This is a genomic window from Loigolactobacillus zhaoyuanensis (assembly GCF_003946385.1).
GTDB lineage: Bacteria > Bacillota > Bacilli > Lactobacillales > Lactobacillaceae > Loigolactobacillus > Loigolactobacillus zhaoyuanensis.
In genome coordinates this window covers 48,353-67,477 of the sequence record NZ_RHOE01000001.1, presented here as the reverse complement: position 1 = coordinate 67,477, position 19,125 = coordinate 48,353, and the positions used below count along the sequence as shown (strand labels likewise).

The following is a 19,125-nucleotide window of genomic DNA, read 5'->3' as shown; positions in this document are numbered from 1 at the left end:
CTCGATCAAGTGCTTTTTATTTTGGCTCAGTTGGTGCTGGGTTTTCTGAATCTAACAACGATTCACCTGGCTCTAGTGTTTTAACGATGGGAAAACTGACCCGGAAAATTGCCCCACTGCCTAAGACACTTTCCACGCGGATCTCGCCATGATAACTTTCAACTAAGTGTTGCGCGATCGACAGACCAAGACCGTTACCACCTTTGTCGCGGCTCCGTGCTTTGTCTACCCGGTAAAAACGATTAAAGACGCGGTCAATATTCTCCGGCGCGATCCCCTCACCAAAATCTTGGACCGCGATCTCGACACTGCGTTCATTACGCGAAATTGATAAATGAACTTCCTGCCGCTTTTGCGAATATTTAACGGCATTATCCATTAAAATAATCAAAATCTGTTCAAAATGATCACGATAAATTTTAATGATCGTCGGCGCTCTGAGATCATCATCCAGTGTAAAAGTAAATTCTGGATGAATTAGCTTAAAGTTACCAAACACCTGGTTTGCCACTTCTTTAGCATCAGTCAATGCATTAGGGTAATGGACATCAACTTGCTCGGCGCGCGATAAGTCCAACATTTCCTGGACCAAACTCTTCATCCGCGTGATCTCTTGTAGTGAAGCACTGATCGACTCACTTAGAATTTCAGGATCATCTTTGCCCCAGCGATTAAGCATCTGCATATGACCTTCAATGATTGCAACAGGCGTCCGTAATTCATGCGAAACATCTTCAACAAATTCTTCTTGTTGCTCAATATAACGTTGCATCCGATCCAGCATATCATTGAATAGATCAGTGAGGTCAGCGAGTTCATCATTACGGTCCGTTTGTGCAATTCGCTCGATCGATTGCGGTTCTTGATTGATCACATCGATAGTTTCCGTCATCGCCTTCAACGGCTTTAGGAAATAAAGCGCTAATAAATAACCAATTAAGCCACTGACCAAGAATGCAAAAGCGCCTAAGATATAAAACGCGATCAGCAGTTCATGTTGATCTTTATGCAACGTACCTAGCTGACTAGTGACTTGCGCATAACCGATAATCCGACCACTAGTCCGTGAATGAATTGGTCGCCGCCCAATAAAGCCATCCTCACCGCTAACTTTTTCACGCGAGATTTTGACCTTATCCGTCCGTTTAAATTTGGTCTGAATATTCCGTGACGCGAAAACTGCCTTACCTGATCGATCATAAACAGTCACCGTCACATCTTCACGGGCCAATTTAACAATGATCGAGTCGGTGTAAATATTATCTTTAGCATTGGCATCGCTTGGTGAGACTGAATCAGCAGTTGTTGCTAAATCAGGCCGCAAATACGGTAATACTGTTTTATGCGTCAGCGTATTTGACTGATTATTCAATCGTTCAACCACTAGGGTCATCGTGTCCTGTAAATTAGTTTCTTCCTGATTCATCATGATCGCCGTAAACCGACTAAACAATAAAATCGCAAAAATCGCAAAAACAATAAATATACCAAAAGCGGCACCCAACGCCCACTTCCATTTTAAGGAAAAACGTCGAGCCCGCTTTAATTGATTAGAATCACTTTTTGGGCTGGTCATCACGAGCGCATCACGTACCCAGTGCCACGAACCGTTTGAATATAGCTTTCTTCACCCTTGCGATCAATTTTATTACGCAAATAACGGATGTAAACATCAACTACGTTCGTTTCAACTTCGCTTTCATAGCCCCAAACTTTATTCAGCAATACGTCACGGCCTAAAACAACGTTGACGTTTTCCATCAAAGTCAATAATAGCTCATATTCCCGCTTAGTTAAATCGATTGTTTCATTGCCACGCTTTACCACACGATTTTCTTTTTCGACAGTCAAATCGCGGTAAGAAACAGTGGTCTGTTTAGCATTATTTTGCTCGCCTTCAATGTCAATGCGCCGTAATAATGCCCGTAACCGTGCTAACAATTCTTCGATCGCAAACGGTTTAACAATGTAATCATCGGCACCATGATCAAGTCCAGAAACACGATCAATAACTGAATCACGTGCAGTCATCATAATGATTGGTGTGTTTTTCACCTGACGTACACGGCGGCAAACTTCCAGCCCGTTTAACTCAGGCAACATTAGATCAAGTAAAATGGCATCCCAGTCACTGGACAAAGCTGCATCTAAGCCAGTTCGCCCATTATAATGAACAGTTGTTTCATAGCCTTCATGTTTCAGTTCAAGTTCAACGAAGCGCGCTAGATTTTTTTCATCCTCAATAATTAGAACTTTACTCATTTAGTTTGACAACTCCTTGTAAGAAAGTTATTTATTTCTCACTTAATTATAACTACATTTAAATTACATTAATAATATTACTCATACAGCTAAGTATTTTACCATTCTTTAGCCAAAAAAGCTACTACTGACTTAAGCCGGCAACTTTAGTGAATACTCATAAACTTGCAGCGAATAAAAAAAGCACAAAGCCAATTGACTTTGTGCTCATTAAATAATTATTGTTCTTTGTACCATGGATAATGGAAACTACCTTCGCGGTCAGTCCGTTCGTAGGTATGTGCGCCGAAGTAGTCACGTTCTGCTTGAATAATGTTAGCTGGTAAACGTTCAGCTCGATAAGAGTCAAAGTAAGAAATCGCAGCAGCAAAACCGGGTACTGGTACGCCAGCTTTAACGGCTAAACCAACTAAGTCACGAACTGATTCTTGATACTTCTTGGTTACATCCAAGAAGTAGTCGTCTAACATTAAATTCTGCAATTCAGGATCTTTTTCGTAAGCATCGGTAATATTCTGCAAGAATTGGGCGCGAATAATACAGCCAGCACGCCAGATCCGAGCAATATTAGCGTAGTCCAAGTTCCAATCATAATGCGCTGAAGCGATCCGCATTTGTTCGAAACCTTGGGCGTAACTCATCAGTTTACTGAAGTACAAAGCCCGCCGAATCATTTCAACAACCGCTGTTTTATCGAATTCTACGTTAGCAGCTGGCTTAGGCAGAATCTTGCTAGCCTTGACCCGTTCGTCCTTCATCATCGAAATATAACGCGCATAAACTGATTCAGTGATCAGTGATTGCGGGATTTCTAATTCCAATGCGTTGCTAGAACTCCACTTACCAGTGCCTTTGTTAGCTGTCCGATCCAAAATCACGTCAACGATTGGCTTGCCAGTACCTAGATCATCCTTACGCGTCAAAATATCGGCGGTAATTTCAATCAAGTAACTGTCCAATTCGCCTTTGTTCCAGTCGGCAAAAATAGCCGCAATTTCGTCTACTGAAAGACCAACTAGATCATGGAGTAAATGATAGCTTTCAGCGATCAGTTCTTCATCGCCATATTCAATACCATTATGGATCATTTTAACGTAATGACCCGCACCGTTGGCACCAATGTAAGTTACACAAGGAGTACCATCAGTTGCTTTAGCAGCCATTTTTTCAAAAATAGGTGCCACTAGATCATAGGCTTCTTTCTGACCACCAGGCATCATTGAAGGGCCTTGTAAAGCACCTAATTCGCCGCCGGATACGCCCATGCCGATAAAGTTGATCCCAGATTTATCTAATTCAGCATTACGCCGCATTGTATCCTTAAAGAAGGTATTACCACCGTCAATTAAGACATCGCCCTTGTCTAATAAAGGTAATAATTCTTGGATCACAGCGTCCGTGCCAGCACCGGCTTTAACCATCAAAATGATCCGGCGTGGTTTCTCTAATGACGCAACAAAATCTTGAATACTATAACTTGGCACTAATTTTTTATCCGCATGTTCTTTAGCGACTGTTTCAGTCTTAGAACTTGTACGATTATAGATAGCGACCGTGTAACCGCGGCTTTCAATGTTCAAAGCGAGGTTCTTGCCCATGACCGCCATACCAACGACACCAATCTGTGGTGTTTCATTTTTCATATTTCTTGTGCCCCCTTGTTCTATTTAACAACTTCTATCGTATCAAAAAAAACCGATAAATAAAAGCCAAACTGCTCTGTATTTATTTAGTATCGCCAAGTGAAAAAGGGCTACTAGCGCTAAATTGAGCTTAAACCGTCTGCTAGCTATTTTTGCGCAAACAAAAAGCATTAGCGCCATGGCCGCTAATGCTTTTTAAGCAGGTCTGTTAGTCTGCACTCTTACCTGTTGTAACAACTTGTTTGCCATCGTAGAAGCCACAGCTTGGGCATACGTGATGCGATACACGCAATTCGCCACAGTTAGGGCATGGGCTTAAGTTAGGCATTGCTAATTTAATGTGTCCACGACGCATACGTTTCTTCGTCTTGGAAGTCTTTCTTTTTGGTACTGCCATTAAATTCCACCTCCTTAAAATTTTATCGCTTTACACTTTACTTATCGGTTGATTCATCGAATAAACCTTTTAGTTGCGCAAAACGCGGATCGACTTGTTGTTTACGCGCTTCCAGTAATTGATCGTAGTCAGCTTCAGAAATGACTTGCCAATCATTACCTTCAGGCATATCCGCTTCATCCTCACGTTCATGGGGAGTCAACACCTGCATTGGGATATTCAACAAGATATTATCCACTACCGCAGAATCTAGTACCAAGGTTTCGTTTTCTAAAACGATCACGGTATCTGCCTGATCAAATCCCGCTTGCTTTTGCTGATCCGCGGGCACATAGAATTCAGTAAAATCGAAATCTAATGGCAACGCGACTGGCTTTAAAGAGCGAGTTGATGGCAGTGTTATCGTACCTTTAACTAAAACATGTGTCGTGATCGTTTCCTGATCTAATGAAATCAAACCAGAAACCTGAATCGGACTCACGTCAATAATTTGCGGGTCACGCTCGATCAAAGCTGCCTTTAAATCAAGTGTGGCTGCAAGTGGTAATGGTTCTTGCCGATACTTTTCTAATTCAAGTAAAGACCATTTCATTGAAGTTTCCTCCTAATGCAACGAGAATAATTATAACTTTCCCGAAAATCTTTGTCAACCTAATTTACTTTACAGAAGTCAGCGCCGGTGTCACGGTATTTCACCGCCTGATAACCGAATTTCACCTAAAAACATTCCATAATTGGATGCAGGTTTGATTATAGCCGATACGGCAGTGAGTTACTAGGGATTTGTTGGATTTTCTGAAATAATAATTGAGAGCAGAAAACTAGTAAACAAACCGACTATCCTTTATAATAGCAGAAAAATCACTACGGAGGTCAATATGCATTCAGAAATTTTCACCGACTATCTCACCAAAATCGATCCTGCACAACGTGAACGGACCGCTGAAATTCTTGACTGGGTCAGTGCTAATTTTCCGCAGTTAACACCAAAAATTGCTTGGAATCAGCCTATGTTTACCGATCACGGGACCTTTATTATCGGCTTCAGTAATTCAAAAAAACATCTCGCTATTTCTCCCGAGGCAGCTGGCATCACTCATTTTTCAGCAACGATCACGGCGGCTGGCTATGAGCACACCAAAAATTTACTGCGGTTTCCTTGGGAAAAGCCGGTTGATTATAATTTACTAACTGAGCTCATTAATTTTAATTTAACTGATAAAGCTGATACCGATACATTTTGGCGTAAGTAAAAGCAGTAGCCACGTGGCTAACTGCTTTTTATTTTGCGCGCAGCGGTGGTCGATTAAAGTTTTGTTCGTGGCCATTGATTTGTGCATAAACATCGTCTACCCGCACTTCTAAACCCAATAAGCCCTGTTCCTGACCGATTTTTTGGCTCACCCGTGCGATCAGCGGCAAATCCAGCTGGTCCTTGATTTGGTGCAAATATTCCTGACCGCGCTGGCTGAAACCTAACAAATGAATGTAAGGCTGCTGTTCCACTTGCCGAATCGCAGGGGTATGAATGTTCAACAGTACATATAAGCATAGCCGTTGCAGGCGTGTGTAAGTATAACGTTTAGTTTTCAGTCCCCGCAATAAGCTAGGAAAATCAGGCGCCGTTTTGATGGCACTATGAAACCGATACTCCAAGCCTTCCGTCATCTGATAGATCTGTCCCAACTCCGCAATCGGCGTACTTAAAATGCGATAACGTAGATAAGGATAAAAATCAGTCCACGATGCCAATTTTTGCTGTTGCAGAGCATGCGCGATCATTGGCGGCACAACTGTAGCCAATGATCGCGCCGCAACGCTTTGACCTAACGCTAGACGCCGAATCGCAGTTGCACTGGCAATGGCTGTACCGTTTAAATCTTGATCCAAATATTGGGCATTTTTCCGTGCCACCGGTAATAACCGCATTGGTTGCGCTAGTTGCGCATTGGCAGTGGCGTAGCTCAGACCTAATAGTTGGTTAGGTGAATCGATATTTAAATGCAGTGTTTCTTGGTAAAAGTGATTTAGTTGCGTAGCGTAAGTCTGCTGATAATCACGAAAATATTCGTGTAAATTCGGCAATGTTGCCAGCTTACGACCAACTTGCTGGTAATCAATGCTGGTATCTTCAGTGCCAAAAACTAAACTTTTGCATTGTAATGCCGTCAACAACTGCAACGCGCCGGTAGCAAAACGGTCCGCTGGCGCCACTGCAGCCGCAAATGGCAGCTCCACCACAAGATCAACGCCTTGGTCCAAGGCCGCCTGAGTGCGCGTCCATTTGTCCAAGATCGCCGGTTCGCCGCGTTGCACAAAGTTACCACTCATGACCGCAACTACGACCTTAGCGCCAGATCGTTGTCGGGCCGCCGCTAAATGGTATAAATGACCATTGTGCAATGGATTGTATTCGACCACTATTCCTACTGCTTGCATAGTTGATTCACCTCTATCGTTGTAGCCAGCCTATTCCAACTTTCCACAATGCAAAAAAAGACAGTTGCCCGTCTTTTTAACTACTTATTCTGCTTTTTCCGCCACAAAAAACCAACGAACACTATCCGCCGCCACATTGCTTTTACCAAAATCAGCCGTAACTTGCACGTTAACAAAGCCGGCTGCGGTCAAAGCTTTTTTGACGTCTACAATCGGATAAGTCCGTTCATGATGTAACTCACTCAACGCTTGGTAGCCTTGGATCGACTCATCCCAAACAAAGAAGGTCAGATCATGCTCGATGGAATGCGGCTGTTCGCCCAGATAACTAGCCCACATAAACGCCGTGGTTTCATTTTTATAATTATACATATAACCTGGGAATAGTTCATCCATTTGGTACAGTGAATGCATATCAAACAAGAAGCGACCACCGCTGACTAAATGTTGCGCCACTTGCTGAAAAACAGTGGTCACATCAGCTAAATTAGGCATGTAGCATAATGAATCATCTAAACAAGTCACTAACTCATATTCATCTAATTCATCGAGCTCGCGCATATCCCCTTGGACGAGGTCCATTGGCACATCAGCTTCAGTGGCGTGCTGTTGCGCCTCTGTCAGCATATCCATTGATAGATCAAAGCCAGTGACTGGATAACCTGCTTGAGCCAATTTAGTCGCTAAAATACCGGTGCCACACGCTAATTCTAAAGTCTGCGGTTGTGGACGGCCTGCATTTTGCGCCACAAAAGAAAGCCACTGGTCATACAGATCAGTGTCCATCATTTCATCATATAAAGTCGCAAACGTTTGGTAGATCATACTTCAGCGTCAAGCCAAGCCGCAACATTCACCGTTTTAGCGTTAGACCATAATTTTTCTAAATTATAATAAGCACGTTCTTCTGGATTGAAAATGTTGACTACCACGTCACCTAAATCGATCAAAACCCATTTATCGGAGTTTTTACCTTCGACACGTTTAACGGTTTCACCAGCTGCTTCAATCTGTTCTGCGATCGACTCTAAAATAGCGTCCATTTGGCGCTTAGAACCGCCTTGCATGACAACGAAATAATCAGCTAATAAGCTGACCTCATGGATATCTAATGCCACAATATCCTCTGCGCGTTTACTATCTGCTGCACGGACAGCAATTTCTAAAATTTCTTTACTGTTCAAAATAATGCTCCTTTTCATAATTAAGGTAATTTTTGCAGTTGCAAAAAATTCAGTTTCAAGACGGATGTCCTTTCTCGCTACGTCGCAAAATCCGCGACTAGTCGAGCAGGCTCCTTTTCATAATTAAGCTGTTTTAATTTATTTTTTCTGTGCGACCCAAGCATTGTACGTATCGATCGTTTTTGGGTAAATTTTAACTTGTTTAGCGAGTAGGAATTTCAACGTATGACTAACTTCAAAGCGCACGCCGGCAATTAGACTTTCGGCGGCAGCAGCCCGTGCTTGGTCAACCCCAGGAAAATCACGGCCAGGCTCAATAAAGTCAGCTACAAAAATAAGCTGATCTAGATCCGTCATTTCGACTGCCCCGATCGTATGCCGGCGGACTGCATTCAAAATCTGCTGATCATGGATGCCTAACTCACGTTCAATCAAATAAGCCCCAACAACACCATGCCAAATACCATTGTTCGCCGTCAACAAGTCAGGATCAAATTGTTGCTGGCGAATAATTTGCTTGAACTCGCTATCAGAGCGTTGTTTAGCGTAGTCATGGACCAACCCTGCCAGCCCCGCACGTTGTACATCAACGCCATACTTTTGCGCTAACTCGATGGCTGTTTGTTCGACTCGTTGCACGTGAACAAAACGGCCGGCGCTTAATTGTGCACTGATTTTAGCTAACAACTCAGTCCGCGATAACGCAACTAGTTGCGGCGCATACTCTACGTTAGTGTTTTTCACGATACAAGCCTTCTTCTTCAATATAGTCTAACACGGCATCCGGCACCAAGTACCGAACCGAGCAACCTTGGCTGACCCGCTGACGGATCAGCGATGAACTGATGTCCAATAACGGTGCGTCGACCCAAAGAATCGGATAACGACTTGTCACCGGGAATTCTGGCCGTTTAACACCCACGAATTGGACTAATTTCAATAAATCATCGATGCGATGCCAAGTTGGCAGATCGGCCACCATATCAGCGCCAATAATGAAATAATAATCAGTATCGGGATGCTGCTGCTTCAACGTGACCATTGTATCGTAAGTATAACTAATACCACCACGATCGATTTCAGCACGTTCTAGAGCAAAACGCGGATTGCCATCAATTGCCCGCTCGACCATCGCCAATCGATGCTTGGCAGCAATCGTTGTTTTCGTCGTTTGGTGCGGCGGTTGTGCGTCTGGCATAAATAAGACTTGCTCCAACCCCAACTGCGAACCAACCGACTCAGCAATAACCAAATGGCCTAGATGTGGCGGATTAAAGGTACCGCCCATAATACCAACTTGCTTTTTGTGTTCATTGCCGAGAATTTCTTCTTTCATTTCTACCGTGATCACAGGTTGTGTTAATGTTCTCACCGCTTAAATGTCACCTCTTTACAATGCTGCTACTTGAAGGGATAAACGTCGATATTTTTCTTTTGGTGCTGGTCGATAAACTAAAACCACGTGGCCAATAATTTGTGGGACTTCAAGGCCATGAATTTGAGCAGTCAATTCTGCCGCTACATCCGCCGTGGTTAAATCAGTATTCTGTAATAAATTGATTTTAAGTAATTCATGACGTGCTAGGCTATCGTCCACTTGGGCCAAAAAAGCCGCATTGATCCCATTTTTGCCCACATGGAATTCTGGGCGTAAACGATTAGCGCGTGCACGTAAAAAGCGTTTTTGTTTTCCAGTTAAAGTCATAAAGTCTTCCTTTCGCGGAGTGTGAAAAAAGGCTCAAATCGCACTTTTTTCACACGTTTTAGCTATAGATCAAGTTTTAAATCAACGCTGGTCGTAATGTAACTGCCACACCTTCTGGCGCCCAGCCACTGACAGTAATGCCGGCTGGTACTGTGATCCAGCCAAGCCCGGCAAAAACTAAGTCGCTTTTGACTTTTGGTGTGAACTGGATCCGGGTCAGTGGTGGGAAATCAGCAATTTCTTCTGGTCGTGGTGGCTGTAACAATTTACCGACTTGGCGCTGATAAAAATCATCTGCATTAGACAACTTAGTCCGATGGATCAATAAATTATTATCTAAATACAGGGTGAAGCCAGTGTGTTCACCCCGTTCGTAGTCAAAGCGGGCCAACCCACCGAGAAACAAGGTCTGTTCACTATTTAATTGGAACGTTTTAGGCTTGATCGGTTTTTGTGGTGCGACCAAGCGTAGATCTTTAGGTCCTAAATAATAAGCCATTTGTTCACGATGAATGATCCCTGGTGTGTCGATCAGTGCATGACCGTCATCTAACGGGATCTCAATTTTATCTAACGTTGTGCCTGGAAAGCGTGACGTTGTGATCAAATCTTGCGTGCCTGTCGTCCGTTTAATAATCTGATTGATCAAAGTTGACTTGCCGACATTAGTGACCCCAACCACATAAACATCACGGCCAGCACGATATTTTTCAATTGCGTCCAGTAATTCATCCAACTCGTAACCACTTTTAGCACTGGTCAACATTACATCTACTGGCCGCAAACCGTTAGCATGCGCCTGCTCTTGCAACCAGCGGCGGACTTTACTCCGTTTAACCGAATTTGGTAAAACGTCGACTTTGTTCCCCACTAGTAAGACAGGATTTTTACCGACAAAACGATGTAATCCAGGAATTAAACTACCAGAGAAATCAAAAATATCGATCACGTTAACGATCAAGGCATCAGTCTCGCCAATTTGCGTCAATAATTTCAAAAAATCATCATCAGTTAAGCGGACATCGGAGATTTCATTGTAGTGGCGTAGACGAAAACACCGCTGACAATAGACTTCTCCGGCTGCTAGTCCTTTTTCCAAGGCTGACGCAGGTGTGTACCCCGCGGCAGCTGGGTCTGTTGTCTGAATTTGTGCCCCACAACCAATACAATATAATGGCTCGGTTTCTGTCTCAGCCATCTAAACGCTCCTTCCACTGCAACTCAGGATAGCGCCGCATCAAACGGCGCATTAAAAATTTTTCAAAAAAACGATTGATCCGCGTATTCCACGCATCCGTTTCGATCAATGGGCGGACTAAGATCGTCCGCACATGGCTATGGTTAGCCGCGATCATATCGGTCAATAATTGATCGCCCACCATCACTAACTCTTGGCTGGACAAATTCAATTGGACCTTAGCGCGACGAATACCAATTGATAGTGGCTTCAAGGCCCGCGCAATAAATGGTAAGCCCATGCTGCTAACTGCCCGCTTGATCCGCGTTGCCTTATTATTGGAAACAACGACGACTGGAATCCCGCTGGCTTGCATTTGTTTGATCCATGCATGTAATTCTGCGGTTCCAGTCGGATTATCCCAGACGATCAGCGTATTGTCTAGATCAGTCAATATCGCTTTAATGCCTTGCTCGCGCAAATCGGCCGCAGTCAATTGGGTGATTTTGGACACCATCCAAGTCGGTTTATAATCTAAAAACATAATAACCTCTCAACATCTATATCGTTTTATATCTCAACAATCCATTATAAGGGAAAGCCCACTAAATTGCACCCGCCTAGATTCAAAAAAGTAGCGTAAGCCAATTACTTTGCAGTTGCAAGCTTTTGCCGTATTCTAAAAGCAAAGCACCAAGAAAGGACTGATTTTATGCAAAGTTTTGGTTTTAACCGTTTTGGCGACCCTACTGTTTTTGAAAGTATCACCCAGCCAACACCTGAACTAACGCCGATCCGCGTTTTGATCGATGTTGTTGGATTTGCTTTAAATCCTTACGATGCGGCCCTACGCCGTGGTGAACACGTGCAGGACCGCCCACTGCCATTTCCAATCGTTCCCGGTACTGATGTGGTGGGCACGATTCGAGCTGTTGGCGAACAAGTCACCGATTACCAAGTCGGTGATGTTGTCCTCGGTCACAGTAATTTAAATGCTTACGCGGAACAAGTGGCCATTTCCCATAATAAAATTGCTAAGGTCCCTGCTGGCACACCACTTAGCGCTGTAGTTGGTCTACCCTCGGTCGGCATCACCGCTTATAACTTACTGATCGTAAAATTACAGCTACAGCCTAACCAAAGCGTGCTGATTGAAGGTGCTACCGGTGGCGTTGGCAGCCTACTGGTACAAATTGCTAAAGCTGTCGGGGCGCACGTGATCGGTGTTGCCAGTGCCAGCCACCGCAACGCCGTGATTCAGCTTGGCGTTGACCAATTTATCAGCACCACTGATCTAGCTAGTAGTGACGCGACGGCGGATATTGTGATCAACGCCGTTAACGGTGGCCGTGATCAAGAACAAGGCTTAGCCCACGTTGCCGAAAATGGCCGTTACGTCAGTCTAAACAACTTGCCTACAACCACCCGGGACATCACCATGTTGGCCTTTCAACCAGAAAAGGGCTTTCGTGATCGGCCAGCACTTGCCTATTTACTCGATCTATACACGCACCAACAATTACAATTGCCAATTGCGGCTGAATTTCCATTTACCGTTGCTGGCGTCCGCGCGGGTCACCAATTACTAGAGCAACGCCACCAACCTGGAAAAATCATTATTATGCAGTAAAACAATAAAAAGCTGTGCTCGCCATATGTGAGCACAGCTTTTTTAAACCAAATCATTATTTGGCGATTGCTGTCTTTGCTTGTTCTGCTAAGTCAGAAAATGCTTTTGCGTCACTAACTGCAAGTTCAGCTAACATCTTACGGTTAATGTCGATGCCTGCAAGTTTCAAACCGTGCATCAATTTGCTGTAGCTAACATCATTCAAACGTGCTGCTGCGTTAATACGAGCGATCCATAATTTACGGAAATCACGTTTGACTTGGCGACGATCACGGAAAGCATAACGGTAAGAAACCATTACTTGAGTGTTTGCTGTTTTGAACAAACGATGCTTTGAACCGCGATAACCTTTAGCTAATTTTAAAACCTTTTTACGACGTTTGCGCGTCACTGTTCCACCTTTAACACGTGGCATTGAAATTCCTCCTCAAATACTTCGGCGTTTCACTAATGTGAAAACTTAGGAGCACGAAGTTACCTAAAAAATTAAACGATTGATGCTATCTTACTTCATTTGGGATAGCATTTGTTTGATCCGCTTCATATCGCTAGCGGAAACCATGCCTGGCTTAGCCAAGAAACGACGTTGTTTCTTAGTTTTACCATGGAAACGGTGGCTCGTGTAAGCGTGATGACGTAACAAGCTGCCGTTACCGGTTTTCTTGAAACGCTTAGCTGATGCACGATGTGTTTTTTGTTTTGGCATAATTAAATCTTCCTCCCTACAGAAGACAGTGGCGAAAAACTGCCGCCACAGCCTTTCCAAACAAATTTAGTGAGAACATGCTTTCCAGAGCAACGCCCTGTATTGCACGCTTACTGCTTTTCTGCAATTGGCTGCAACATCATTGACATGCTGCGTCCGTCCATCTTAGGATGAGCGATAACTGTTGCAACATCTTTGGTCTCATCGGCCAAGCGCTTAAGCACTTCACGGCCAATTTCTTTATGTGTGATCGCACGACCGCGGAAACGAATCGATGCCTTGACCTTGTCACCTTTAGCTAAAAACTTACGTGCATTTTTAAGCTTGGTTTCAAAATCATTTTGATCGATCGTTGGGCTTAAGCGGACTTCTTTGATGCTAACGATTTTTTGTTTCTTACGGGCATCGCGTTGTTTCTTTTGCAATTCAAAACGATATTTACCGTAATCCATGATCCGCGCTACCGGTGGCTTAGCGTTTGCAGCCACAAGAACAACATCCAAATTAGCTTGGTCGGCAATTCGCAATGCTTCGGTCATACTCTGAACGCCTAGTTGGTCACCATTTTCAGCGATCAAACGAACCTCACGTGCGCGAATCCCATCATTGACCATCATGTCTTTTGCTATGGCTATTCACCTCCAAAAATTTCGAGAAAAATGCAGAAAAAAACGGAGTCCGCTTCCGCAGACCCCGCCACAAACCAGTCATCTGGTTTGATCCGTTCAATATCTGCCCAGAGACGAATGTCAGCTTAGGCGAGAAGCGGGCTGCTTCTGCTTTAATTCTCAATAGGCTAAATTATACGATTATTTTTTTTCTTTGTCAAGCTGTTGGGTCACATTCGCGCCAGCACCCTTTAATTTACCAGTACGACTGTAGTTACCCACTTCGGCGCTCATGGCGTCAATATAGATATTAGCGTCTTGCGCAACACCTTTGTCCTCGCCATAATGACGAACAGAAATGCTGGCGTGACTCATTTCTTCGTCACCAAGCACTAAGGTATACGGAATTTTCTGAGTTTGGGCTTCACGGATCTTATAGCCCATTTTTTCATTACGATCATCGATTTCGACCCGTAGACCAGCAGCAACCATCCGTTGTTTGATCTGGTTAGCGTAATCTAAATGCAATTCGTTTTTAACTGGGATAATTACGGCTTGGATGGGTGCTAACCAAGTTGGGAAAGCCCCTTTATACATTTCAGTCAAATAAGCCGTGAAACGTTCCATAGTTGAAACTAACCCACGATGGATCATAACGGGCCGATGTTCTTCACCATCGCTACCGACGTACTTCAAGTCGAAGCGTTCTGGCAACATGAAGTCCAATTGGATCGTTGATAAGGTTTCTTCGTTGCCTAGTGCCGTCTTCGTTTGGACATCTAACTTAGGACCGTAGAAAGCAGCTTCGCCTTCAGCTTCAGTGTAATCCAAGCCCATGTCGTCCATCGCTGCCTTAAGCATTGTTTGCGCGCGGTTCCACATTTCATTATCATCAAAATACTTTTCAGTATTCTTTGGATCGCGGTAGCTCAAACGGAATGAATAATCGCTGATGTCAAAATCAGCATAAACAGAAATCATTAATTTCAGAATTGCCTTAAATTCATCTTCAATTTGATCCATCGTGACAAAAGTATGACCATCATTTAATGTCATTTCTCGTACTCGCTGTAAGCCAGAAAGTGCCCCAGATTTTTCATAACGATGCATCATACCTAATTCAGCGATCCGCAATGGTAATTCACGGTAACTGCGAATATGGTGATTATAAATTTGAATATGGCTTGGACAATTCATTGGCCGTAATTCAAGTTGTTCGCCTTCACCCATATCCATTGGTGGGAACATGTCTTCACGATAATGGTCCCAATGGCCAGACGTCTTATAGGCATCCAAGTTCATCAAAACTGGTGTGTAAACATGTTGATAACCATTAGCGACTTCCTTATCGATAATGTAGCGTTCGATCGTCCGGCGAATCGTGGCTCCTTTAGGCATCCAGTATGGTAAACCAGCACCAACTTTAGGATCAACGAAGAATAGATCCAATTGGTTACCGATCACACGATGGTCGCGGTCATGGGCTTCTTGCCGACGAGCATCATCAGCGTCCATTTCCTTTTGACTAAAGAAAGCTGTGCCGTAAACCCGTTGCAACATTTTATTGCTGGATTTACCTTGCCAGTATGCACCAGCAACCGACAATAATTTAGAAACTTTCAGCAATTTTGTATTTGGTAAAACGCCTTGTTCACCAAAATCAGTAAAGTCGCCTAAATGATATAAAACAACTTCGTCAGCGTTCAAGTCGTTAAGTAAGCTGGTTTTATAAGGATCGTTAGCAAATTTAGCTAATGCATCTGCTTTGGCAACGACTTCACGCTGGATAGCAGTGCCGTCAGCAACAATTTTAGCCAAATGATCATTGATCGCAACTAGATCATCAACGGAGACTGGCTTAGCATCATTATCGGTATCATAGTAAAAACCATGTTCAGTCACGTTGTGTTCACCAAAAGTCATTGCGGGGAACAAGTCGTGTAAAGCAGCGCCTAATGCTAAGCTAGCTGTGTTCCATAGCACTTGTACGCCGGCTTCGTCTTTAGCAGTGACGATCTCGATCTTACCATCAGCGGTCAATGGTGCAGTTAAATCAACTAATTGACCATTGAACTTACCTGCGATCGCCTTCTTACCTAGACTTGTACTGATCGACTTTGCCACATCAGCAACAGTTGTTCCTGCGGCGAATTCCTTGATTGCGCCATCGGGGAACGTTAACTTGAGTTCTGCCATAAATTTGGCCTCCTTAAAATATTAACCGCGAACGTATCCAAATAAAAAAGTCCCTGAAGTCTAAAAGACCTCAGGGACGATAATTTCGCGGTTCCACCCAGTTTTGAAGTGTTTGCACACTTCCTCATTAGCGTTGTTAACGGTAACGAACCGACCCTACTTTGCATAGAGTTTTTTGGAAAGTGGTCGTCAACTAACGACTTAGCAAGTTACAGCGCCCTTGCCTCTCTAAAAAGTCGCTTTAGTTAACGGTATCTCTCCGCTTCAATAGTTCAATTGAAACATACCCGCACCGTAAATTCAAGTCTAACCAGAAAAATTATGGTTGTTGGCGGCGATTTTTGCCTAGCAATTCAACTTCATGGCTTAAAAAGCGAACACGTTCCATGATCCGTTTCGCCTTTAATGGTTCCTGTTCGCCACGCTGGGTCACGCTAAGATGTTCGTGCTCCAATTGGGTCATCGAAAAATTAGACGAGAAAAAGGTCGCTAATTCTTCTTGCATTCGGTATTGCAAAATAACGCCGAGCACGTCATCCCGAATCCAACTGGACATCGAATCGGCGCCAATATCATCGATCATCAAGATCCGCGACCGTTTGATGGCGTCTAACTTTGGAGTCAGATTATTTTGGCCGATCGCATTTTTCATTTCAACTGCCAGCGTTGGAAAATGAACTAGCGTTGTTTGAAACCCTTGCAGCGCTAGTTCATGGGCCAAAGCACCGAGTAAATAAGTTTTACCAACACCAAAATTACCGTACAAGTACAGGCCTTGATGAAACTTCTTTGGTGCTTTTTTATAATCATCTAAAAATAACGTTACTGCATCCAACGCCGCAAAACGATCATCATCTTGATAAAATTGACTTAATCGCGCATCCCGAATATTTTTCGGCATACTGATCGAACGTACCCGCGATTGCAGTGCCCGTGCTTCCTCTGCCGCAACTAATTCGGCCGTTGGTTCATAAGTCACATCGATAAAATGATGGTTTAAGATCAAGCGTGGTTGGTAACCAGGTGCTAATGAAGCTTGCTTCGCCTGAAATTTATGGTTTTCGGTGACAAATTCATATAATTTGGCTGAGCTACGATCGATCATCGCTTGATCGATCACCTGACGATTAGCTGCGATGAACTGCTGTACCGCTGGATCGCGCATAACTTGTGCCATTAATTCATCATAATGGCGGTTTAAATTCTTTTTATCCATTAAAATACGTAAGTTTTTGCCCATATCTTCCATCGCTACTCACCATCCTTATTCGCCTGTAAGGCCGCTAACCGTTTCTGGACCGCTGCCCGCTGTTCGGCCGTTACCTTTTGTTTTGGCGCTTGATAACCATCCTTAGCCCAATCCGGTAACGTTTCTTTACGTAGCGGCTGCTTATTGCGGTTAGTCCGTTTCAGCGCTTGCTTTTGCCGGTAAAATGACTTCACTTCCTGCATCGCGGCTTCCGGCGTAGTCACATTGTGCTGCAACCAGCCATTAGCGACACCATCAACGTAAGCTTGCGTCAAAGTCGGCATTTTGCGTACGCTGATCACATAGTGACTGAGAATATTGATAATACTGGCATCCGCAAACACGTGCCGACTCATTAAACGCTCCAAAACACGCTGCTCACTATCAGTCACGTAGCCGCCTTGTTGCTGCTTCAGCTGAGTCAAGAATGTGATCGGCGCTAATTGACGACTGATTGTGATCAGTTGCTGGTCATTTTGCGATAAATCTTTGGTCGCGGCGACATTTGTTTCGGTTGTTGTTGCAGTCGCCGTAGTCGGTGCAACCTTAGTTGGTTGGCGTGCCACTAACCGTTTTAAAGCCGGTAAGTCTAACTTATTAGTGGTGATATCCACACTTTCATTGACATACTGCGCTAATTCTAGCTCATTTAAACCGTACAAAGCGTGCAAGGTCAACAACTGATCATGGTAGTGATCTAGCTGACGCACCGACACAAAACTAGCGTGTAATTGTTGTTTGAAAAATGGCCAATCAAAATCAGCCGTGGCCCGCTCATCCAATTGTGGCTGCGTGGTGGTCCCCGGCGTTTTAAATTCTGATTTAGCTTCCGCAATCGTTGCTGGCGGCTGCGATAATAATTGTGAATTAACGTGAAAAACGTCTAGAAAGCTTAAGCTGACCTCTTCTAAATCCGCGCTTACCTTCACTGGATGTAAACGAAATTGTGCCTTAAGTTGCTCAAATCGTGTTTCGCCCACGGCTTCATATAACAATAAACTCAGCAAGTCATCAGTGAAAAACGCATTCGGCGCTTGGGGCGCATATAATTCATAGGTAAATGTCCGGCCAGCAGCAGTCACTTGTTGGTACGTTTTGATCAAACCCAGCGCCTCTAAATGGATTCGGCTCTCATATAGCGTTGGCAGATCAATATTAAGCAATGCCAGTAGTGTACTGTGCGGTTGCGCGGTCTGTACCAAAGTTTGCTGCGTCCAAAGTAACAAATATAGACTATAGGCCGCCGTCCCCATTAATGGCTGATATAGGTAGGTCAAGACTTGCCGATCGAAGTCAGAAAGATAGTTGGCATCGGTGACCACAAACCCATCCCGCGGATTTAACTTAAAAAATGCGTCTTGCATCATCAACACCTCCTATCTCTGATTATGATGGCTGATCAGAATCATTTTCCTCAGCTTGCTTATCCCGATCGACCATTTGATTTAATTCTTTCAAGAAAACATTCACGTCTTTGAACTGCCGGTAAACACTGGCAAAGCGAATATAGGTGATCTCATCGACATCCGCCAATAGCGTCATCACGTACTCACCGATCATCGGGGAAGCCACTTCATTTTCGCCTAACGCGCGGATTTTATTTTCCACTTCATCCACGATTTGGGTCATTTGTTCCATTGTTACTGGCCGTTTTTCCGCCGAACGAATCAGGCCACGTAAGATCTTCTCGCGATTAAATTCCTCACGGGTCCCGTTTTTCTTGATCACCAATAATGGTGTTTGTTCGACTCGCTCAAACGTAGTGAAGCGGAAATTACAATTTTCACATTCACGTCGCCGCCGGATAACGCGGCCTTCATCAGTTGGCCGTGAGTCAACGACACGTGAACCATTATGATGGCAGCGCGGACATTGCATGTTGGACACTCCTTTTCAATTCTTAAGTTAACTTCAAAACAATGACTTAAA

Annotated in this window: 22 protein-coding genes; 2 read left to right on the top strand and 20 right to left on the bottom strand. The window is 44.0% G+C overall.

What is annotated here, in order from left to right:
- Positions 1 to 16 precede the first annotated feature (16 nt).
- From EKM76_RS00340 to EKM76_RS00320, 5 genes are all read right to left on the bottom strand, one after another.
- On the bottom strand, positions 17 to 1,576 hold the full coding sequence (locus tag EKM76_RS00340; RefSeq protein ID WP_125548679.1) for a sensor histidine kinase: 1,560 nt from the start codon (positions 1,574 to 1,576) through the stop codon (positions 17 to 19).
- Positions 1,576 to 2,262, bottom strand: a complete 687-nt coding sequence (locus EKM76_RS00335; protein WP_125548678.1) for a response regulator transcription factor — start codon at positions 2,260 to 2,262, stop codon at positions 1,576 to 1,578. Before EKM76_RS00335 ends, EKM76_RS00340 begins: the two co-directional genes overlap by 1 nt.
- Before the next feature lie 218 nt (positions 2,263 to 2,480).
- A complete protein-coding gene (gndA, locus tag EKM76_RS00330) occupies positions 2,481 to 3,905 on the bottom strand; it encodes an NADP-dependent phosphogluconate dehydrogenase (RefSeq protein ID WP_125548677.1) in 1,425 nt (474 codons plus the stop codon).
- A gap of 208 nt (positions 3,906 to 4,113) precedes the next feature.
- A complete protein-coding gene (gene rpmF, locus EKM76_RS00325; RefSeq protein WP_125548676.1) occupies positions 4,114 to 4,302 on the bottom strand; it encodes a 50S ribosomal protein L32 in 189 nt (62 codons plus the stop codon).
- A gap of 37 nt (positions 4,303 to 4,339) precedes the next feature.
- Positions 4,340 to 4,894 carry a YceD family protein gene (locus tag EKM76_RS00320; RefSeq protein WP_125548675.1) on the bottom strand — a complete coding sequence of 185 codons (555 nt, stop codon included), beginning with the start codon at positions 4,892 to 4,894 and terminating at the stop codon, positions 4,340 to 4,342.
- A gap of 286 nt (positions 4,895 to 5,180) precedes the next feature.
- Here EKM76_RS00320 and EKM76_RS00315 point away from each other — a divergent pair, with 286 nt between their 5' ends.
- A complete protein-coding gene (locus EKM76_RS00315; protein WP_125548674.1) occupies positions 5,181 to 5,555 on the top strand; it encodes an iron chaperone in 375 nt (124 codons plus the stop codon).
- 28 nt (positions 5,556 to 5,583) lie between these two features.
- Here EKM76_RS00315 and EKM76_RS00310 read toward each other — a convergent pair whose 3' ends face one another.
- From EKM76_RS00310 to EKM76_RS00275, 8 genes are all read right to left on the bottom strand, one after another.
- A complete protein-coding gene (locus tag EKM76_RS00310; RefSeq protein WP_125548673.1) occupies positions 5,584 to 6,741 on the bottom strand; it encodes a nucleotidyltransferase in 1,158 nt (385 codons plus the stop codon).
- A gap of 84 nt (positions 6,742 to 6,825) precedes the next feature.
- Positions 6,826 to 7,566: a class I SAM-dependent DNA methyltransferase gene (locus EKM76_RS00305; RefSeq protein ID WP_125548672.1), complete on the bottom strand. Its 741-nt coding sequence runs from the start codon at positions 7,564 to 7,566 to the stop codon at positions 6,826 to 6,828.
- Entirely contained in the window at positions 7,563 to 7,925 is a 363-nt protein-coding gene (gene rsfS, locus EKM76_RS00300) for a ribosome silencing factor (RefSeq protein WP_125548671.1), read from the bottom strand. Before rsfS ends, EKM76_RS00305 begins: the two co-directional genes overlap by 4 nt.
- A gap of 138 nt (positions 7,926 to 8,063) precedes the next feature.
- Positions 8,064 to 8,669 carry a bis(5'-nucleosyl)-tetraphosphatase (symmetrical) YqeK gene (gene yqeK / locus EKM76_RS00295; RefSeq protein ID WP_125548670.1) on the bottom strand — a complete coding sequence of 202 codons (606 nt, stop codon included), beginning with the start codon at positions 8,667 to 8,669 and terminating at the stop codon, positions 8,064 to 8,066.
- Entirely contained in the window at positions 8,656 to 9,261 is a 606-nt protein-coding gene (locus EKM76_RS00290; RefSeq protein ID WP_164507550.1) for a nicotinate-nucleotide adenylyltransferase, read from the bottom strand. Before EKM76_RS00290 ends, yqeK begins: the two co-directional genes overlap by 14 nt.
- Positions 9,262 to 9,315: 54 nt before the next feature.
- Entirely contained in the window at positions 9,316 to 9,630 is a 315-nt protein-coding gene (locus EKM76_RS00285; protein ID WP_125548668.1) for a YhbY family RNA-binding protein, read from the bottom strand.
- A gap of 76 nt (positions 9,631 to 9,706) precedes the next feature.
- Positions 9,707 to 10,828, bottom strand: a complete 1,122-nt coding sequence (yqeH, locus tag EKM76_RS00280) for a ribosome biogenesis GTPase YqeH (RefSeq protein ID WP_125548667.1) — start codon at positions 10,826 to 10,828, stop codon at positions 9,707 to 9,709.
- The gene (locus EKM76_RS00275; RefSeq protein ID WP_125548666.1) at positions 10,821 to 11,351 is read right to left on the bottom strand and encodes a YqeG family HAD IIIA-type phosphatase; all 531 of its coding nucleotides are present in this window, start codon (positions 11,349 to 11,351) and stop codon (positions 10,821 to 10,823) included. The genes yqeH and EKM76_RS00275 overlap by 8 nt, the downstream gene beginning before the upstream one ends.
- Positions 11,352 to 11,519: 168 nt before the next feature.
- Here EKM76_RS00275 and EKM76_RS00270 point away from each other — a divergent pair, with 168 nt between their 5' ends.
- Positions 11,520 to 12,437: an NADP-dependent oxidoreductase gene (locus EKM76_RS00270; protein ID WP_125548665.1), complete on the top strand. Its 918-nt coding sequence runs from the start codon at positions 11,520 to 11,522 to the stop codon at positions 12,435 to 12,437.
- A 55-nt stretch (positions 12,438 to 12,492) separates the two neighbouring features.
- Here the strand turns inward: EKM76_RS00270 and rplT are convergent, their stop codons facing one another.
- From rplT to nrdR, 7 genes are all read right to left on the bottom strand, one after another.
- Positions 12,493 to 12,852, bottom strand: a complete 360-nt coding sequence (gene rplT / locus EKM76_RS00265; RefSeq protein ID WP_125548664.1) for a 50S ribosomal protein L20 — start codon at positions 12,850 to 12,852, stop codon at positions 12,493 to 12,495.
- Positions 12,853 to 12,942: 90 nt separating this feature from the next.
- Positions 12,943 to 13,143: a 50S ribosomal protein L35 gene (gene rpmI / locus EKM76_RS00260; RefSeq protein ID WP_125548663.1), complete on the bottom strand. Its 201-nt coding sequence runs from the start codon at positions 13,141 to 13,143 to the stop codon at positions 12,943 to 12,945.
- Positions 13,144 to 13,253: 110 nt separating this feature from the next.
- The gene (gene infC, locus EKM76_RS00255; RefSeq protein WP_318531393.1) at positions 13,254 to 13,778 is read right to left on the bottom strand and encodes a translation initiation factor IF-3; all 525 of its coding nucleotides are present in this window, start codon (positions 13,776 to 13,778) and stop codon (positions 13,254 to 13,256) included.
- 174 nt (positions 13,779 to 13,952) lie between these two features.
- Positions 13,953 to 15,947 carry a threonine--tRNA ligase gene (gene thrS / locus EKM76_RS00250; protein WP_125548662.1) on the bottom strand — a complete coding sequence of 665 codons (1,995 nt, stop codon included), beginning with the start codon at positions 15,945 to 15,947 and terminating at the stop codon, positions 13,953 to 13,955.
- A 319-nt stretch (positions 15,948 to 16,266) separates the two neighbouring features.
- A complete protein-coding gene (dnaI, locus tag EKM76_RS00245; protein WP_125548661.1) occupies positions 16,267 to 17,196 on the bottom strand; it encodes a primosomal protein DnaI in 930 nt (309 codons plus the stop codon).
- 2 nt (positions 17,197 to 17,198) lie between these two features.
- On the bottom strand, positions 17,199 to 18,560 hold the full coding sequence (locus tag EKM76_RS00240; RefSeq protein ID WP_125548660.1) for a replication initiation and membrane attachment family protein: 1,362 nt from the start codon (positions 18,558 to 18,560) through the stop codon (positions 17,199 to 17,201).
- Between the two features lie 22 nt (positions 18,561 to 18,582).
- The gene (nrdR, locus tag EKM76_RS00235) at positions 18,583 to 19,074 is read right to left on the bottom strand and encodes a transcriptional regulator NrdR (RefSeq protein ID WP_125548659.1); all 492 of its coding nucleotides are present in this window, start codon (positions 19,072 to 19,074) and stop codon (positions 18,583 to 18,585) included.
- Positions 19,075 to 19,125: the final 51 nt, after the last annotated feature.

What these genes read in the sequence shown, in the direction of transcription:
- EKM76_RS00340 (WP_125548679.1), bottom strand. Translation starts at nt 1,576, where the DNA reads ATGACCAGCCCAAAAAGTGATTCTAATCAATTAAAGCGGGCTCGACGT.
- EKM76_RS00335 (WP_125548678.1), bottom strand. Translation starts at nt 2,262, where the DNA reads ATGAGTAAAGTTCTAATTATTGAGGATGAAAAAAATCTAGCGCGCTTC.
- gndA (WP_125548677.1), bottom strand. Translation starts at nt 3,905, where the DNA reads ATGAAAAATGAAACACCACAGATTGGTGTCGTTGGTATGGCGGTCATG.
- rpmF (WP_125548676.1), bottom strand. Translation starts at nt 4,302, where the DNA reads ATGGCAGTACCAAAAAGAAAGACTTCCAAGACGAAGAAACGTATGCGT.
- EKM76_RS00320 (WP_125548675.1), bottom strand. Translation starts at nt 4,894, where the DNA reads ATGAAATGGTCTTTACTTGAATTAGAAAAGTATCGGCAAGAACCATTA.
- EKM76_RS00315 (WP_125548674.1), top strand. Translation starts at nt 5,181, where the DNA reads ATGCATTCAGAAATTTTCACCGACTATCTCACCAAAATCGATCCTGCA.
- EKM76_RS00310 (WP_125548673.1), bottom strand. Translation starts at nt 6,741, where the DNA reads ATGCAAGCAGTAGGAATAGTGGTCGAATACAATCCATTGCACAATGGT.
- EKM76_RS00305 (WP_125548672.1), bottom strand. Translation starts at nt 7,566, where the DNA reads ATGATCTACCAAACGTTTGCGACTTTATATGATGAAATGATGGACACT.
- EKM76_RS00290 (WP_164507550.1), bottom strand. Translation starts at nt 9,261, where the DNA reads ATGAAAGAAGAAATTCTCGGCAATGAACACAAAAAGCAAGTTGGTATT.
- EKM76_RS00285 (WP_125548668.1), bottom strand. Translation starts at nt 9,630, where the DNA reads ATGACTTTAACTGGAAAACAAAAACGCTTTTTACGTGCACGCGCTAAT.
- yqeH (WP_125548667.1), bottom strand. Translation starts at nt 10,828, where the DNA reads ATGGCTGAGACAGAAACCGAGCCATTATATTGTATTGGTTGTGGGGCA.
- EKM76_RS00275 (WP_125548666.1), bottom strand. Translation starts at nt 11,351, where the DNA reads ATGTTTTTAGATTATAAACCGACTTGGATGGTGTCCAAAATCACCCAA.
- EKM76_RS00270 (WP_125548665.1), top strand. Translation starts at nt 11,520, where the DNA reads ATGCAAAGTTTTGGTTTTAACCGTTTTGGCGACCCTACTGTTTTTGAA.
- rplT (WP_125548664.1), bottom strand. Translation starts at nt 12,852, where the DNA reads ATGCCACGTGTTAAAGGTGGAACAGTGACGCGCAAACGTCGTAAAAAG.
- rpmI (WP_125548663.1), bottom strand. Translation starts at nt 13,143, where the DNA reads ATGCCAAAACAAAAAACACATCGTGCATCAGCTAAGCGTTTCAAGAAA.
- thrS (WP_125548662.1), bottom strand. Translation starts at nt 15,947, where the DNA reads ATGGCAGAACTCAAGTTAACGTTCCCCGATGGCGCAATCAAGGAATTC.
- dnaI (WP_125548661.1), bottom strand. Translation starts at nt 17,196, where the DNA reads ATGGAAGATATGGGCAAAAACTTACGTATTTTAATGGATAAAAAGAAT.
- EKM76_RS00240 (WP_125548660.1), bottom strand. Translation starts at nt 18,560, where the DNA reads ATGCAAGACGCATTTTTTAAGTTAAATCCGCGGGATGGGTTTGTGGTC.
- nrdR (WP_125548659.1), bottom strand. Translation starts at nt 19,074, where the DNA reads ATGCAATGTCCGCGCTGCCATCATAATGGTTCACGTGTCGTTGACTCA.